The organism is Pseudomonas sp. NPDC087803, from assembly GCF_044742995.1.
GTDB lineage: Bacteria > Pseudomonadota > Gammaproteobacteria > Pseudomonadales > Pseudomonadaceae > Aquipseudomonas.
In genome coordinates this window covers 170,337-184,347 of record NZ_JBIUVO010000003.1, presented here as the reverse complement: position 1 = coordinate 184,347, position 14,011 = coordinate 170,337, and the positions used below count along the sequence as shown (strand labels likewise).

Annotated in this window: 18 protein-coding genes; 11 read left to right on the top strand and 7 right to left on the bottom strand. The window is 60.9% G+C overall.

What is annotated here, in order from left to right; translation table 11 throughout:
* Positions 1 to 3: 3 nt before the first annotated feature.
* From ACIOUG_RS05365 to ACIOUG_RS05355, 3 genes are all read left to right on the top strand, one after another.
* Entirely contained in the window at positions 4 to 762 is a 759-nt protein-coding gene (locus ACIOUG_RS05365) for a TPM domain-containing protein (protein ID WP_401063106.1), read from the top strand.
* A gap of 33 nt (positions 763 to 795) precedes the next feature.
* Positions 796 to 1,413, top strand: a complete 618-nt coding sequence (locus ACIOUG_RS05360) for a TPM domain-containing protein (protein ID WP_401063103.1) — start codon at positions 796 to 798, stop codon at positions 1,411 to 1,413.
* Positions 1,414 to 1,685: 272 nt separating this feature from the next.
* Entirely contained in the window at positions 1,686 to 2,912 is a 1,227-nt protein-coding gene (locus ACIOUG_RS05355; RefSeq protein WP_401063101.1) for a class I SAM-dependent methyltransferase, read from the top strand.
* 140 nt (positions 2,913 to 3,052) lie between these two features.
* Here the strand turns inward: ACIOUG_RS05355 and ACIOUG_RS05350 are convergent, their stop codons facing one another.
* On the bottom strand, positions 3,053 to 3,943 hold the full coding sequence (locus ACIOUG_RS05350; RefSeq protein WP_401063099.1) for a DMT family transporter: 891 nt from the start codon (positions 3,941 to 3,943) through the stop codon (positions 3,053 to 3,055).
* A 325-nt stretch (positions 3,944 to 4,268) separates the two neighbouring features.
* Between ACIOUG_RS05350 and ACIOUG_RS05345 the strand changes: the two genes are divergently transcribed.
* The 3 genes from ACIOUG_RS05345 (at position 4,269) to ACIOUG_RS05335 (ending at position 5,691) form a co-directional block, all read left to right on the top strand.
* The gene (locus ACIOUG_RS05345) at positions 4,269 to 4,850 is read left to right on the top strand and encodes a DJ-1/PfpI family protein (protein WP_401063097.1); all 582 of its coding nucleotides are present in this window, start codon (positions 4,269 to 4,271) and stop codon (positions 4,848 to 4,850) included.
* A gap of 13 nt (positions 4,851 to 4,863) precedes the next feature.
* A complete protein-coding gene (locus tag ACIOUG_RS05340; RefSeq protein ID WP_401063094.1) occupies positions 4,864 to 5,169 on the top strand; it encodes a ribbon-helix-helix domain-containing protein in 306 nt (101 codons plus the stop codon).
* Between the two features lie 177 nt (positions 5,170 to 5,346).
* Positions 5,347 to 5,691 (top strand): YegP family protein, encoded by a 345-nt coding sequence (locus ACIOUG_RS05335; protein WP_401063092.1) that lies wholly within the window; start codon positions 5,347 to 5,349, stop codon positions 5,689 to 5,691.
* A 136-nt stretch (positions 5,692 to 5,827) separates the two neighbouring features.
* Here ACIOUG_RS05335 and ACIOUG_RS05330 read toward each other — a convergent pair whose 3' ends face one another.
* Both ACIOUG_RS05330 and ACIOUG_RS05325 read right to left on the bottom strand, forming a co-directional pair.
* Positions 5,828 to 6,712, bottom strand: coding sequence for a dihydrodipicolinate synthase family protein (locus ACIOUG_RS05330; protein ID WP_401063273.1), 885 nt, complete (start codon positions 6,710 to 6,712; stop codon positions 5,828 to 5,830).
* 22 nt (positions 6,713 to 6,734) lie between these two features.
* Positions 6,735 to 7,517, bottom strand: coding sequence for an aldolase (locus ACIOUG_RS05325; protein ID WP_401063089.1), 783 nt, complete (start codon positions 7,515 to 7,517; stop codon positions 6,735 to 6,737).
* Between the two features lie 106 nt (positions 7,518 to 7,623).
* Here ACIOUG_RS05325 and ACIOUG_RS05320 point away from each other — a divergent pair, with 106 nt between their 5' ends.
* Positions 7,624 to 8,166 carry a helix-turn-helix domain-containing protein gene (locus ACIOUG_RS05320; RefSeq protein WP_027614428.1) on the top strand — a complete coding sequence of 181 codons (543 nt, stop codon included), beginning with the start codon at positions 7,624 to 7,626 and terminating at the stop codon, positions 8,164 to 8,166.
* 88 nt (positions 8,167 to 8,254) lie between these two features.
* Here ACIOUG_RS05320 and ACIOUG_RS05315 read toward each other — a convergent pair whose 3' ends face one another.
* Positions 8,255 to 9,274 carry a DUF4917 family protein gene (locus ACIOUG_RS05315; RefSeq protein ID WP_401063087.1) on the bottom strand — a complete coding sequence of 340 codons (1,020 nt, stop codon included), beginning with the start codon at positions 9,272 to 9,274 and terminating at the stop codon, positions 8,255 to 8,257.
* Between the two features lie 154 nt (positions 9,275 to 9,428).
* Here ACIOUG_RS05315 and yiaY point away from each other — a divergent pair, with 154 nt between their 5' ends.
* Complete coding sequence (gene yiaY / locus ACIOUG_RS05310) at positions 9,429 to 10,577, top strand: L-threonine dehydrogenase (protein WP_401063085.1); 1,149 nt, start codon at positions 9,429 to 9,431, stop codon at positions 10,575 to 10,577.
* 145 nt (positions 10,578 to 10,722) lie between these two features.
* Here the strand turns inward: yiaY and ACIOUG_RS05305 are convergent, their stop codons facing one another.
* Positions 10,723 to 11,211, bottom strand: coding sequence for a DMT family transporter (locus tag ACIOUG_RS05305; protein ID WP_401063083.1), 489 nt, complete (start codon positions 11,209 to 11,211; stop codon positions 10,723 to 10,725).
* 77 nt (positions 11,212 to 11,288) lie between these two features.
* On the opposite strand from ACIOUG_RS05305, the gene ACIOUG_RS05300 reads away from it, so the two are divergent.
* Positions 11,289 to 12,212, top strand: coding sequence for a LysR substrate-binding domain-containing protein (locus ACIOUG_RS05300; protein WP_401063081.1), 924 nt, complete (start codon positions 11,289 to 11,291; stop codon positions 12,210 to 12,212).
* A 7-nt stretch (positions 12,213 to 12,219) separates the two neighbouring features.
* On the opposite strand, the gene ACIOUG_RS05295 is transcribed toward ACIOUG_RS05300, so the two are convergent.
* Entirely contained in the window at positions 12,220 to 12,504 is a 285-nt protein-coding gene (locus ACIOUG_RS05295) for a type II toxin-antitoxin system RelE/ParE family toxin (RefSeq protein ID WP_401063079.1), read from the bottom strand.
* A complete protein-coding gene (locus ACIOUG_RS05290; RefSeq protein ID WP_401063077.1) occupies positions 12,494 to 12,733 on the bottom strand; it encodes a CopG family ribbon-helix-helix protein in 240 nt (79 codons plus the stop codon). Before ACIOUG_RS05290 ends, ACIOUG_RS05295 begins: the two co-directional genes overlap by 11 nt.
* Positions 12,734 to 12,841: 108 nt before the next feature.
* Here ACIOUG_RS05290 and ACIOUG_RS05285 point away from each other — a divergent pair, with 108 nt between their 5' ends.
* A complete protein-coding gene (locus ACIOUG_RS05285) occupies positions 12,842 to 13,558 on the top strand; it encodes a hypothetical protein (protein WP_401063075.1) in 717 nt (238 codons plus the stop codon).
* A 3-nt stretch (positions 13,559 to 13,561) separates the two neighbouring features.
* Entirely contained in the window at positions 13,562 to 13,978 is a 417-nt protein-coding gene (gene fos, locus ACIOUG_RS05280) for a fosfomycin resistance glutathione transferase (RefSeq protein ID WP_401063073.1), read from the top strand.
* Positions 13,979 to 14,011 lie beyond the last annotated feature (33 nt).

The window sequence follows — 14,011 nt, the reverse complement described above, 5'->3', positions numbered from 1 at the left end:
GCCATGCGTGTGTTGAAGATAGGCCTGGTGCTGATGCTGTGGCTGTTCGCCCTCAGCGCCCGGGCCGAGTTGACGTTCCCGGCGCTGAGCGGGCGGGTGGTGGACGAGGCGCAGATGCTCGAGCCCGCAGTGCGCGCGCAGTTGAGCCAACAATTGCAGGCTCACGAGCAGGCGACCGGTGAGCAACTGGTGGTGGTCACGGTGCCTGATCTGCAGGGCACCACCATCGAGGATTATGGCGTGCAACTGGGCCGGCACTGGGGCATCGGCCAGAAAGACAAGAACAACGGCGCGCTGCTGATCGTTGCCCGTGACGAGCGCAAACTGCGCATCGAGGTCGGTTACGGACTGGAGGATCGGCTGACCGATGCGCAGTCTTCGGTGATCATCCATCAGGTGATCACCCCGGCGTTCAAGGCCGGCAATTTCAGCAAGGGCATCAGCGACGGTGTGGCGGCGATGCTGGTGGTGCTCGGCGGCAATCCGCTGGACGAGCCGTCGACGGTGTATGAGTCGAGCGGCGATCCGCAGAGCGATTTTGTCTCGCGGCATCCGCTGTTGTTCGTTTTTCTGGTGGTGTTGTTCATCCTGACCGTGTTTGTCTGCCAGATGCTCGGTATCCTTCCCGCCGGCCGTGGCGGCTCCGGAGGCGGGGGCGGTTTCGGCGGTGGTGGATTTGGCGGCGGTGGCGGAGGCGGAGGCGGAGGCTTCAGCGGCGGCGGGGGCAGTTTCGGCGGCGGCGGTTCGTCCGGCGGCTGGTGAACACACAACAATAATGATCAGGCATTTTTCGACATGGCATTACTGAGCGAACACGAACAACGCAAAGTCGCCGAGGCGATCGCCCGGGTCGAGCGCGACACCGACGCCGAACTGGTGACCGTGCTGGCGGCCCGTGCCGATGACTACGCGTACATTCCGCTGCTGTGGGCCAGCCTGCTGGCGCTGCTGGTGCCGGGCATCGTCCATTACCTGAGCGGCTGGCTGACCATGCACAGCCTGTTGCTGGTGCAGTGGGGGCTGTTCATCGTCCTGTGCCTGCTGTTTCGTCTGCCGAAAATCACCACTCATCTGATTCCGCGGCGGGTGCGGCACTGGCGGGCATCGAACCTGGCGCGGCGGCAGTTTCTCGAACAGAACCTGCACCACACCGTCGGCAGCACCGGGATGCTGATCTTTGTCTGCGAGGCCGAGCGCTACGTGGAGATTCTGGTGGACGAGGGGATTTCCCGGCGGCTGGACAACAGCAGCTGGGATGCGATTGTCGCCGCGTTCACCGAGCAGGTACGCCAGGGCCGCACGCTTGAGGGGTTCGTGACCTGCATCGAGGCCTGTGGTGAACTGCTCAAAGTGCATGTGCCAGTGACGCAGGTACGCAATGAATTGCCCAATCGGTTGGTTGTGTTGGGTTGAGTCTCTGGGCGCAGTCATCCCCCTGTGGCGAGGGAGCTTGCTCCCGCTGGGGCGCGAAGCGGCCCTGAACCCGGTAAACGCGGTTTGTCTGGAGTAAGTAGTCGCCTGTTTTAACGACTGCTGCGCAGCCGAGCGGGAGCAAGCTCCCTCGCCACAGAAGCCCAGGTGTACTGGGTTGTTGTGCCGTTGGGTAAATAAGAACGTGTCCCCAACCCCCATCCCCCCTAAAATACCCGCCATTCCCGTTTCGCCCCGCCCGAGGCCGTTTGTTCATGTCCGTTACCGCCCCATCCGCGCCGTCCGCCAAATCGGCGCCCGATCATCACGCCCAGTTCATCGAGCTGCTGCAAACCAGCCTCGAACAGAACGGCTTCATCAAGCTGGTGCTGGCCAAGTACGTGGGGGAAGAGGCGGATCTGCAGCGGGTCATCATCAAAGCGGTGACAGTCAAGACGCAGCCCAACCTGTCGTTCGTCTATCGCTACAAGACCCGTGATATCACCAAAAACCTGCCGCTGAGCGAAGGCGTGGCGGTGATTGCCGAGCTGTTGCCGGCGGCGTTCAAGAATGCGCATTTGCTGACCGTGACCGACGAAGCTCAGCTCGAATACAGCAAAAAGGGCAAGTCTTCGCTGTTCAAGAGCAAACCTCAGCAATTGCGTGAAGCGCCGTCTGCCGAGCACAACCGCGAGAAAAACCGCTTTCTCGACCTGAGCCGGCCGTTCCTCAAGGACCTGGGCGTGACCAACGCGCAGCACGAGCTGATCCCGGCGATGTCGCGCAAGTGGAAGCAGATCAACAAGTTCATCGAAGTCTTCAGCCACGCCCTGACCTCGTCACCGCTGGCGCTGGACAAACCGGTGCGGGTGGCGGATTTCGGTTCGGGCAAGGGCTACCTGACGTTCGCGATTCACGATTACCTGCGCAACACGCTCAAGGCCGAAGGCGAAGTCACCGGCGTCGAGTTGCGCGAAGAAATGGTCAACCTGTGCAATGCAGCAGCAGCGAAACTGGAGCACCCGGGGCTGGTGTTCAAGTGCGGTGACGTACGCAGCGTGGCGCCGAGCGAACTGGACGTGATGATCGCCCTGCATGCCTGCGACATCGCCACCGACTACGCGATTCACACCGGCATCCGCTCCGGTGCGTCGATCATCATGTGCTCGCCGTGCTGCCACAAACAGATTCGCCTGCAAATCCAGAGCCCGGCGCTGCTCAAGCCGATGCTGCAATACGGTTTGCACCTGGGGCAACAGGCGGAAATGGTCACCGACAGCCTGCGTGCGCTGTTCCTCGAAGCCTGTGGTTACGAGACCAAAGTGTTCGAGTTCATCTCGCTGGAACACACCAACAAGAACAAGATGATCCTCGCGGTGAAACGCGCCGAGCCGGTGGATCCGGCGCAACTGCTGGTGAAGATTCAGCAGCTCAAGGACTTCTACAACATCAGCGAGCACTGTCTGGAAACCCTGCTGCGCGCCGATGGCTTTCTCGTCTGACACCCTGATACCGATCCGACACGAAACCCTGTAGGAGCTGCGGCACGCTGCGATCTTTTGATCTTTAAAAGCAACATCAAAAGATCGCAGCGTGCCGCAGCTCCTACAGGGTTATGTACTCGCCATCCGAGGGGCGGTGGTCATGCCGTGGCCGGTTGAGCGGGGCGCACGGCGGTCTTGCGCCCGAGCATCACGGTCGCAATCACACCACAGGCAAACACCCAGGTGATCGGCTCGACATGTTCACCAAAGAACAGCGCCGAAAACGCGATGGTGAAAAAGATCTGCAGCAACTGGATCTGACTGACCCGCGCAATCCCGCCCATCGCCAGCCCGGCGTACCAGGCGAAGAAGCCGAGAAACTGCGAGAACAGCGCCACGTAGCCGAACGCCCACCAGGTCTTGGTCGACACCGCGCCGTGATGCTGCAGCGCCAGGTACCACACCGGGCCGATCAGCAGCGGCGTCGACAGCACCAGCGCCCAGCAGATCACCTGCCAGCCGCCCATTTCCTTGGCCAACCGGCCACCCTCGGCATACCCCAGACCGCCCACGGCAATCGCGCCGAGCATCAGCAAGTCACCGGCCTGAATGCTCCCGGCACCGGTGTAAAGCGCATAACCGAGCACCAGCGCACTGCCCAGTGCGGCGCAGGCCCAGAAGGCTTTTGACGGACGCTCGTGGGACAGCCACGTGGCATACAGCGCCACGCACAGCGGCTGCAACCCGTTGACCAACGCGCCGTGGGACGCCGGCAAGGTCTGCATGGCCCACGCCGACAGCACCGGAAAGCCGAGGATCACCCCGGCGATCACCAGGCTCAGGCCTTTGACTTGCTGCCAGCTCGGCCACTTCTCGCGTCGCCACAACAACAGCGCCGCCGCCGGAACCGCCGCAAACAGCGCGCGGCCGAGGCCGTTGAGCAGCGGATGCAGTTCCTGCACCACGATGCGGGTGAAGGGCAGGGTCAGGCTGAAAATCACAACCCCGAGCAGGCCGAGGGCCATGCCGGTGTTTTCGCGCGAGGACATGATGAGAACCAGAATAGAAGGTGGCAGGGGATTGCCTTAATCAAGCCATAAGCCGGGGCATTCGGGCTGGTACAGCCAAGCAAAGAGTTATCCATACAGTTGGATCCCTGTGGCGAGGGAGCTTGCTCCCGCTGGGCTGCGAAGCGGCCCCCGCTTTTTTCAGGAAAACTGTGCAAACAGGTTTTGCGCCTGCTGCGCAGTCGAGCGGGAGCAAGCTCCCTCGCCACAAAGGCGGGGAGGTGTAGTAGCCGGTTGTTACCCGCCCGAACGGATAAGGTCTACCTTGAATACTCCTGCAAGCCCTTTCCCCAGAGGAGTCCACCCCATGGCCGCGAAAAAAATCCTGATGCTGGTTGGCGACTACGTCGAAGACTACGAAGTGATGGTGCCGTTCCAGGCCCTGCAAATGGTCGGTCACACCGTGCATGCGGTGTGCCCGGACAAAGCTGCGGGCAAGACCGTGCGCACCGCGATCCATGACTTCGAAGGCGATCAGACCTACAGCGAGAAACCCGGTCACCTGTTCGCGCTCAACTTCGACTTCGCCAAGGTCGCCGAGGCCGATTACGACGCACTGCTGATCCCCGGCGGACGTGCGCCGGAGTACCTGCGCCTGAACGAGAAAGTCCTGCAACTGGTGCGCGCCTTCGACAAGGCCGGCAAGCCGATTGCCGCGGTCTGCCACGGTGCGCAATTGCTGGCGGCGGCCGGCGTGCTCGAAGGTCGCGAATGCAGCGCCTACCCGGCCTGCGCCCCGGAAGTGCGACTGGCGGGCGGCACGTTCATCGACATCCCGGTGACCGACGGCCACGTTCAAGGCAATCTGGCGACTGCGCCAGCATGGCCGGCGCACCCGAACTGGCTGGCCGGGTTTCTCGGCCTGCTCGGCACCAAGATCACCCTGTAACGAGGATTCGCCGATGTGCGAGCTCTACGTCAAGGCCGACCCTATTCTCTACGAATCCCGCTCGCGCTCGCTGCGCATCTGCGGCGTGGTGACGACGCTGCGCCTGGAAAACCAGTTCTGGGACATCCTCAGCGAAATCGCCGACGTCGATGGCATGACCACCAACCAGTTGATCGCCAAGCTGTATGAGGAGGTGATGGACTATCGCGGGGAAGTGGTGAATTTTGCTTCGTTTTTGCGGGTGAGTTGTACGCGGTATCTGAGTCAGCGGCGGGTGAGTGCGCCGGAGTTGTCGGTGGTGCGGGCGGGGGTGAAGTAGCCGATTGCGGGTTGACCCTTTCGCGAGCAAGCCCGCTCCCACAGTAGATCTCCACAGAGCACAGTCTCCAATGTGGGAGCGGGCTTGCTCGCGAAGAGGCCGGGACAGGCGACAGAGTTGTGGAGCTGGTCTTTACTCTGAAGCGCAAAACCTCTCAACCGCCAAGGAGAATCGAGCATGTCCGGATGGTACGAAGTGAGCAAAAGCAGCAACGGCCAATTCAGGTTTGTACTGAAGGCCGCCAACGCCGAAACCATTCTCACCAGCGAGCTCTACACCACCCGCGCGGCTGCCGACAACGGCATTGCTTCGGTGCAGACCAATAGCCCGCTGGATGAGCGCTACGAGAAGAAATCGACGAAGGATGGCCACCCATACTTCAACCTCAAGGCCGCCAACCACCAGATCATCGGCAGCAGCGAGTCGTACTCTTCCGACGCCGCGTGTGCCAAAGGCATCGCCAGCGTCAAGGCCAACGGCCCGAGCAAGGTGATCAAGGACAAGACCTTGCCGGTGCTCTGAAAAACACTGAAGACCAAAAATGTGGGAGCGGGCTTGCTCGCGAAGGCGTCGTGTCAGACGGCATATCCGGTGACTGATCCACCGCCTTCGCGAGCAAGCCCGCTCCCACATTGAGTTTTGCGTATTGCCGGATGGATTAGCGCAGGGTCTTGAGGATCGCTTGTAGCTGACCTCGCCCGGTCTCACTCAACGGAAACACCGGCAATCGCGGATTACCCACCTCCAGCCCGGTTTCACGCAATCCGGCCTTGATCGTCGCCGGCAAACCGCCCTTGAGGATGAAATCCAGCAGCGGCAACTGGCGGTAGAACAACTCCCGCGCCCGCTGCAGATCGCCGGCAAGCGTTGCCGCGTACAGATCCAGATTCAGTTGCGGGATCAGGTTCGGCGCGGCGGTGCACCAGCCCTTGGCCCCGGCGGCAAACGCTTCCAGTGCCAGCGGGTTGCAGCCGTTGTAGAACGGCACCTGACCCTCGCCGAGCAATTGCAGCTTGTGCATACGCTGAATATCGCCGGTGCTTTCCTTGACCATGGTCACGTTTTCCACGCCATTGACGATGCGCAGAATCAGCTCGACCGACATGTCGGTGCCGCTGGTGGCCGGGTTGTTGTAGAGCATGATCGGCACGCCGATGCTGTCGCCGATGGCGCGGTAATGCGTGAGGATTTCCGCTTCGCTGAGCTTCCAGTACGAGGCCGGCAACACCATCACCACGTCGGCACCATGGGCTTCGGCGAAGCGCGCGCGGCGCACGGCGTTGGCGGTGGTCAGGTCGGAGACGCTGACGATGGTCGGCACCCGTTTGGCCACGTGTTTGATGCTGAACTCGGCAACCTGATCCCACTCGGCGTCGCTTAGGTAAGCGCCTTCGCCAGTGCTGCCCAGCGGGGCGATGGCGTGGACGCCGCTGTCGATCAGACGATCAATGGATTGGCCCAGCGCGGCTAGATCAAGGCCTTCGCCATGGGCGTCGAACGGGGTGATGGTGTAGCCGATGATGCCGTGAATGTTGGACATGATGAGTCTCCGGAAAAAGCTGAAATCAGTTCAGGCAATCGGCGTGCTGGCGCAGGTTCTGCCGGGCGTAGTAGTTGAAAGCGGCGGCGTGGCGCTTGGGTTTCGACACCCAGTCATGGGCCTCGCGACCCAGTTGCGGGATGATCGGCTTGATCGTCCCGGCGGCCATTGCCAGCAACTGAAGTCTGGCGGCGCGCTCGATCAGTTGGGCGATGACACAGGCCTCTTCGATCGTGCTGCCAGTCGACAGCTGGCCGTGGTGCGACAACAGGATCGCGCGTTTTTCGCCCAGGGCACCGGCGATCAGTTCGCCTTCTTCGTTGCCCACCGGCACCCCCGGCCAGCCTTCGAGAAACGCACAGTCCTCGTACAGCGGGCACAGGTCCATGTGGGAAATCTGCAGCGGCACTTCCAGCATCGACAGCGCGGCAATGTGCGTCGGGTGGGTGTGGATGATGCAGTTCACGTCCGGCCGGGCACGGTAGACCCAGCTGTGGAAACGGTTGGCCGGGTTGGCCATGCCGTGACCTTCGAGCACTTCCAGGTCTTCATTGACCAGCAGCAGATTGCTCGCGGTGATTTCATCGAAACCCAGGCCCAGTTGCTGAGTGTAATAGGTCCCCGGTTGCGGGCCACGGGCGGTGATTTGTCCGGCCAGACCGGAGTCATGCCCGCTCTCGAACAGGATCCGGCAGGTCAGCGCCAGCTTTTGCCGGTCAGTCCACGTATTATCCGCCAGGGTGTTTTGCATCTGGGTCAGTGCTTGCTTGACCAGTTGCGCTTTGGGTAGTGCTAATGTCTTGGCCATGTCTGTGTCCTTTGGGTGATTGCAAATGACACGAAAGAGCCTATATGACACAAAGTGTCATAGGCAAGCATGAATTGTCGTTTCCTTGATGGAATAACTGCTGCGCATGTCTATCCGTTTGAAATTATTGAGAAAAAAACTTGGCGTAACGCTTGAAGCACTGGCGGAAAAATCCGGCATGACCAAGAGTTATCTGTCGAAAGTAGAGCGCGGGTTGAACACCCCGTCGATTGCGGCCGCGCTGAAACTGGCGAAGGCGCTGAACGTGAAGGTCGAGGAATTGTTCTCCGAAGACAACGTCAGCCTCGACAGTTACAGCCTGGTGCGCAGCCATGAGCGCCAGTCACTGGCGGCCAACGATCAGAGCCCGGGGTATGCGGTGCTGGCGCATCAGGTCAGCGAACGCAACCTGTTGCCATTCATCATCTACCCGCCGCGCGAATTCACCGACAAGACCTTCAAGGAGCACTTGGGCGAGGAGTTTCTGTTCGTCCACGAAGGGCAGGTGGAAGTGGATTTCATGAACGAGCGGGTGTTGCTCGAACGCGGCGATGCGCTGCATTTCAATGCGCAGAAACCACACCGGATCAGATCGGTGGGCGAGGTGCAGGCGCAGTTGCTGGTGGTGGTGCACAGCTCGGAAGAATGAACCTTAAAATCAAAAGATCGCAGCCTGCGGCAGCTCCTACACCGATATCTGTAGGAGCTGCCGCAGGCTGCGATCTTTTGATCTTGCTTTAAATCTCGACCGGCACCGAAAGCTTCGGATTGCCCAACGCATGCGTCTTCGCATCAAAGAACCGCAACACAACCCCGGTACCCTCAAACACCTTCGCGTAATGGCGTTTCTGATGCTGAATGAACGCCGCACTGCGCGGATAAATCGAGATCGCCACACTCGCCGGTTTCGCCAGGCGCAAGGCCCTCACGATGTGAGCATCCTGTTCGCCCAGCGCATGCCCGAAGATGCACAGGTTCTGCGCGTGCCCCAATAGCTGCTCATAGCAGAACGACAGATAATCCGAACTGCGGATGGTCTTGAGCTTGTCCGCGCTCGGTCCTTCGTTGACGAACAGCGGCACGTCGTCCAGCGTCTTGATCGTGTTGTTGATCGCGAAACTGCCGAGCAGGGTGCCCTCGGTCGAGGTCAGTTTGCGCGCGGTGCCGTCCTGATTGCGCACCAGGTGCAGACCACCGTGCAAGTACAGCAGACGCGGTTTGGCGCTGGCGCTTGCGCTCAGATCAAAACTGGCGTCGGGGCCGTTGAACAGGTCGTCGATGGTCTCGCTGCGGTGCTGGATCGCCCAATAGCTCAGCAGGTCGTAATTGGTGGTGAACACCGTGCGATAACGCGCCAGTTCTTCGTTGAGCATGGCCAGGGTCGAGGCCTGCACCAGTCGCCAGGGAATGTGCACCGCGTGCACGGTGTTGATCAGCGCTTCCTTGATCGCGTAGTAGCGATTGCGCGGTGCGGCCGAGCTGACCGCCAGCGCCTTGTTGACCCGGCTGGTGGTTTTCAGCGCACCGAGTACCTGTTCGAAGCTGCGCGTCTGCATCGCATCGAACACACTCAGTTCCGACGGGCTCAGCGGTTTCTCTTCCACAGTGCGCGCGTTTTCGAACAGCGAGTCGTAGCCGAAATCGTCCCACACCGCGCGGCTGGCGCCATTGCCTACCAGCAGACCGTTGAAGTCAGCGCTGGCGCGCAGGGCGTTCCAGTCTTCGAGGGTGGCATTGACATCCAGAAAATCGCTCATTGCTTGGCACATCTCAAAACATAGGGGCTGATGGACGGCGACTTTATCACGAGCGGGCATTGAGCCAGATCAACATCGACCGTGACCGATCGGTCGATCCTGTGCACATCCGCCGGATCGGTGCAGTCGATTCGGCCCCAGTCAGGAGACGCGCATGAGCAGCACCTTTTTCATTCCGGCGGTAAACATCATGGGCAACGGATGCCTCGACGAGGCCATGCTTGCGATCCGCAACTACGGTTTTCGCAAGGCGCTGATCGTCACCGACGCGGGGCTGGCCAAGGCCGGCGTGGCGGCCATGATCGCCGAGAAACTGGCGATGCAGGACATCGACTCGGTGATCTTCTACGGTGCCAAACCGAACCCGAGCATCGCCAACGTCGAGGCCGGACTGGCGCTGCTCAAAGACAGTCGCTGCGATTTCGTGGTGTCGCTGGGCGGCGGTTCGCCCCATGACTGCGCCAAGGGCATCGCCCTGTGCGCGACCAACGGCGGGCAAATCCGCGATTACGAAGGTGTCGATCAATCGAGCCAGCCGCAGTTGCCGCTGATCGCCATCAATACCACCGCCGGCACCGCCAGCGAGATGACTCGTTTCTGCATCATCACCGACGAATCCCGTCACGTGAAAATGGCCATCGTCGACCGCAACGTCACGCCGCTGCTGTCGGTCAACGACCCGGCGCTGATGGTCGCCATGCCGAAAAGCCTGACCGCCGCCACCGGTATGGACGCGCTGACCCACGCCATCGAAGCCTACGTCTCGACTGCCGCCAACCCGATCACCGACGCCTGTGCGCTGAAGGCCATGACCCTGATCAGCAACAACCTGCGTCTGGTCGTGCGCGACGGCAGCGACCTCGCGGCGCGAGAGAACATGGCCTACGCGCAGTTCCTCGCCGGCATGGCGTTCAACAACGCATCGCTCGGCTACGTGCACGCCATGGCCCACCAGTTGGGCGGTTTCTACGACTTGCCCCATGGCGTGTGCAACGCCGTGTTGCTGCCGCACGTGCAGACCTTCAACGCGTTGGTCTGTGCCGAACGCCTGACTGACGTCGCCCACGCCATGGGCGCGGACATTCGTGGCTTCAGCCCGGAGGAGGGCGCCCAGGCGGCGATCAACGCGATCCGTAGCCTGGCCAAAGACGTCGAGATTCCCGGCGGCCTGCGCGAACTCGGCGCCAGGCTCAGCGACATCCCGGTGCTTGCCAGCAACGCGCTGAAAGATGCGTGCGGCCTGACCAACCCACGAGCGGCGGATCAGCGGCAGATCGAGGAGATATTCCGTAACGCGTTTTGAGAGGCGCCGTCCTGATATTTTTAGCCGAGCTCACTGGCCCCTTCGCGAGCAAGCCCGCTCCCACAGTTGAAATGCGATCAACTGTGGGAGCGGGCTTGCTCGCGAAGAGGGACTCGTCAACGCCACAAAAACATGCGTTCTCACATCAGCCAACCGCTGCGACATTCCTCTCAAACACCCCATTAAACTGAATCAACACCACCCCGCCAATCAGCAGCAACGCGCCCAACACCCGCGACATCGTCAGTTGCTTCTCCACCAATCCAAACAGCCCGAAGTGATCGAGCAGCATCGAAGCAATCACCTGCCCGGCCAACGCCAGCGCAACAAACCCGGACGCGCCGAGCCTGGGCAGCAACATCACCGCCAGCGCCACAAAACACACGCCAAACGCACCGCCAGCCCACATCCACAACGGCGCCTTGCTGATAAACCCTAACGATGGCAGCGGCAGGCGTAACGCCAGAATCACCGGCAACAGCACCAGCACACTCACCAGCAACGAGGCCAGCGTCGCCCAAAGCGGATGGCCGAGTCCGCGCGCCAGATTGCTGTTGATGGCACTCTGAAACGGCACCACCGCGCCGGCGAACGCGGCCAGCAGCAACAAACCGGCCCAATGCAACGTACTCATGATCAAACTCCTACAGGTTTTACTGGACTCTAGGGTATTCGTCGCGCAGATTTAAATTCCGTTTTGTCATCCAGAACATGCACAAGATGAATGATCTGCGCCGTATCGATCTCAACCTGCTGGTGGTCCTCGACGCCTTGCTCAGCGAGCAACATGTCACCCGCGCCGCCGAGCGCCTGCACCTGAGTCAACCGGCGGTCAGCCATGCGCTGGCGCGTCTGCGCGACTTGCTTGGTGATCCGCTGCTGGTGCGCGCCGGTTCGACGCTGGTGCCCACGGCACGGGCGCTGGAAATGGCCGCGCCGCTCGCAGAAGTGTTGGCCCAAGTGCAGTCGCTGCTGGCGCCGAACACTTTCGATCCGGCCACTGCGCGACGGACTTTTCGCGTGGCGATGTCCGACTACGGCGCGGCCATCATCCTGCCCAGGCTGATCCGCACCCTGCGCCGCGAAGCGCCGGGCATCGACCTGCAAATCAGCCACGCCAGCCGCGAGGGCATGCTCGAAGGTGTGCTCAACGGCGACATCGACGTAGCCGCCGGGGTGTTCCCGGAAATGCCCAACGAATTGCGCAGTAGCGTGCTGTTCGAAGAACGCTACGTCTGCCTGCTGGATCGCCGCAGCTTGCCGGCCGACGGCGTACTGGATTTGCCGACCTACCTGTCCCGCCCGCACGTGTTGCTGGAAATGCGCGGCAGCGGCACCCCGGAAATCGAACGGGCGCTGACCTCATTGCGCGAACGCCGCCGCGTCGCCATCAGCCTGCCGCACTGGAACGTCGCGCCGCAGTTGATCAGCGGTACGGATTTGATTCTCACCGTGTCGTCACGCAGCGTGCGCGAGATTGATCAGCAGGAACTGATTGTGCTGCCGCCACCGTTCGAGATTGCGCCGTTCACCTTTGTGCTGGCGTGGCACAAACGGCGAGGCGGGGATCAGGCGTTGAACTGGTTGAATCGCAGGATTGAGGAGGGGATAGAACGATCCGGGATCCGTGATTGAGAGTGCGCTACCAAGTGCGCGGAGCAAGCCTGCGAGTATGAAAAACGCGCAGAACCTGAAGCCGGCCCTGACGAACCCGGTACGGAATCAGATAGGGGCGATCAGGGAGCGACCATTCTCTGGTTCCGGGCAAACGTCCCTCGCGCCCGGAGGCAGGAAAGCGGGCAAGGTGATCGACGCAGTCGAGAATGGCTTGAACAAACTCTGAGGCTGCCTGCGGATTTTCAATCGCGATGTAGGCCGCTTCGTCATCGAGATTCCTTAGTGCGGTACGCAGCCACTCAACGCGCATTGGCATTCCATTTGTCGGCGATCGCCCTGACGTCATCGGCAGAAGCGAAATCACCGGCATCGGCTTCGTTCAGCGCTTTGTTGATTTCTTCGATTTGCCAGGCTTCACGCGCCAGGTATTCGCGCAATGCATCGACTGCCAGATAGGACTTGCTGCGCCCGGTCGCTTTAGCGAGGTTGGCCAGCGTATCTGCAATTTCGTCGGGAAGCCGCAAAGACATGACGGACATGATGATCTCGGTGTAGTGGTTTGTAGTGCAACATACTACAGCGTCATACTTGACCCAGCCTGCCATTCGTCTAAAGGCTTCGCACAAGACTTTTATCAAGGAAGAACCATGACCTGCAGAAACACCTTCATCCTGGCTTTTGCATTCCTGGCCATCACCCCCCACGCCCACGCGGCCTGCACCACAAAGAGTTTCGACGGCAAATCCATGTCGCGCTGCAACGTCTGGCTGGCCTTCCCGAGTCAGGCGATTTCGGTCAAGTCCACCTATCTTGCCGACGCCGCTGGCGACGATGCCGGGGCGTTCGATCTGGAGCTGGCGCTGCTCAATGCGAGCAACGCCAAACCGATCGCCACCTACCATAAACCGGGCGCCTACAACTCTGATGCCGTGCGCCTGGATGATGTGCGCATCGACACGGCGCGCTACCGTTTGACGCCGGATATCCGCGCTTTTGGTCTGCGCGCGAAGTTCGTTCACAGTTCCCATGCCATTCCCTACGAAAAAACCGATCTGGCGCTGTATGTTCGCGAGGGGGACGAGTTACGTCCGGTGCTTGAAGGCCTGGTGGTCTTCAAGGACAACGGTGAGTTCGTGAATGACTGCGAGGGCTACAGCAAAAAAATCCGCAGGACCCTCGAGATCGCTCCAACAAGCCACAATGGTTTCGCCGATCTGATCGTCACCACCACCGGCAGCAAACTGAAAAACACCAAGTCCGGCAATCAGTGCGTTTCGACAAACACCGATTTGAAGAAAAAACAGCTCACCCTGACTTACGATGGCCAGCAGTACAACGTCCCTGAAGACCTCAGAGGTTACTGACCCATGCTCACCGGCCTCAACCACCTGACGCTCGCCGTCCGCGATTTGCCCCGCAGCCTGGCGTTCTATCGCGAAGTGTTGGGTCTGCGCGTCGATGCCACATGGGACACCGGTGCCTATCTGTCGCTGCCGGGGTTGTGGTTATGTCTGTCGCTGGATGCGCAGCGCAGCGCTGAGCCGTCTGTCGACTACACCCATTATGCGTTCAGCCTCGCTGAGGCGGATTTCCTGCCGTTCGTGCACCAGCTGAAAGCAGCGAATGTGCGGGAATGGCGGGACAACCGCAGCGAAGGTGCGTCGTTCTACTTTCTTGATCCCGATGGCCACAAGCTGGAAGCACACGTCGGTGATCTCGCGTCGCGACTGGCAGCCTGTCGGTTGAAACCGTACTCGGGCATGCGTTTTTACGACGCGTCATGATCAGACGCTATCGGCTGATATAGACTGGCCATC

What these genes read in the sequence shown, in the direction of transcription:
- ACIOUG_RS05365 (WP_401063106.1), top strand. Translation starts at nt 4, where the DNA reads ATGCGTGTGTTGAAGATAGGCCTGGTGCTGATGCTGTGGCTGTTCGCC.
- ACIOUG_RS05360 (WP_401063103.1), top strand. Translation starts at nt 796, where the DNA reads ATGGCATTACTGAGCGAACACGAACAACGCAAAGTCGCCGAGGCGATC.
- ACIOUG_RS05355 (WP_401063101.1), top strand. Translation starts at nt 1,686, where the DNA reads ATGTCCGTTACCGCCCCATCCGCGCCGTCCGCCAAATCGGCGCCCGAT.
- ACIOUG_RS05350 (WP_401063099.1), bottom strand. Translation starts at nt 3,943, where the DNA reads ATGTCCTCGCGCGAAAACACCGGCATGGCCCTCGGCCTGCTCGGGGTT.
- ACIOUG_RS05345 (WP_401063097.1), top strand. Translation starts at nt 4,269, where the DNA reads ATGGCCGCGAAAAAAATCCTGATGCTGGTTGGCGACTACGTCGAAGAC.
- ACIOUG_RS05340 (WP_401063094.1), top strand. Translation starts at nt 4,864, where the DNA reads ATGTGCGAGCTCTACGTCAAGGCCGACCCTATTCTCTACGAATCCCGC.
- ACIOUG_RS05335 (WP_401063092.1), top strand. Translation starts at nt 5,347, where the DNA reads ATGTCCGGATGGTACGAAGTGAGCAAAAGCAGCAACGGCCAATTCAGG.
- ACIOUG_RS05325 (WP_401063089.1), bottom strand. Translation starts at nt 7,517, where the DNA reads ATGGCCAAGACATTAGCACTACCCAAAGCGCAACTGGTCAAGCAAGCA.
- ACIOUG_RS05320 (WP_027614428.1), top strand. Translation starts at nt 7,624, where the DNA reads ATGTCTATCCGTTTGAAATTATTGAGAAAAAAACTTGGCGTAACGCTT.
- ACIOUG_RS05315 (WP_401063087.1), bottom strand. Translation starts at nt 9,274, where the DNA reads ATGAGCGATTTTCTGGATGTCAATGCCACCCTCGAAGACTGGAACGCC.
- yiaY (WP_401063085.1), top strand. Translation starts at nt 9,429, where the DNA reads ATGAGCAGCACCTTTTTCATTCCGGCGGTAAACATCATGGGCAACGGA.
- ACIOUG_RS05305 (WP_401063083.1), bottom strand. Translation starts at nt 11,211, where the DNA reads ATGAGTACGTTGCATTGGGCCGGTTTGTTGCTGCTGGCCGCGTTCGCC.
- ACIOUG_RS05300 (WP_401063081.1), top strand. Translation starts at nt 11,289, where the DNA reads ATGCACAAGATGAATGATCTGCGCCGTATCGATCTCAACCTGCTGGTG.
- ACIOUG_RS05295 (WP_401063079.1), bottom strand. Translation starts at nt 12,504, where the DNA reads ATGCGCGTTGAGTGGCTGCGTACCGCACTAAGGAATCTCGATGACGAA.
- ACIOUG_RS05290 (WP_401063077.1), bottom strand. Translation starts at nt 12,733, where the DNA reads ATGTCCGTCATGTCTTTGCGGCTTCCCGACGAAATTGCAGATACGCTG.
- ACIOUG_RS05285 (WP_401063075.1), top strand. Translation starts at nt 12,842, where the DNA reads ATGACCTGCAGAAACACCTTCATCCTGGCTTTTGCATTCCTGGCCATC.
- fos (WP_401063073.1), top strand. Translation starts at nt 13,562, where the DNA reads ATGCTCACCGGCCTCAACCACCTGACGCTCGCCGTCCGCGATTTGCCC.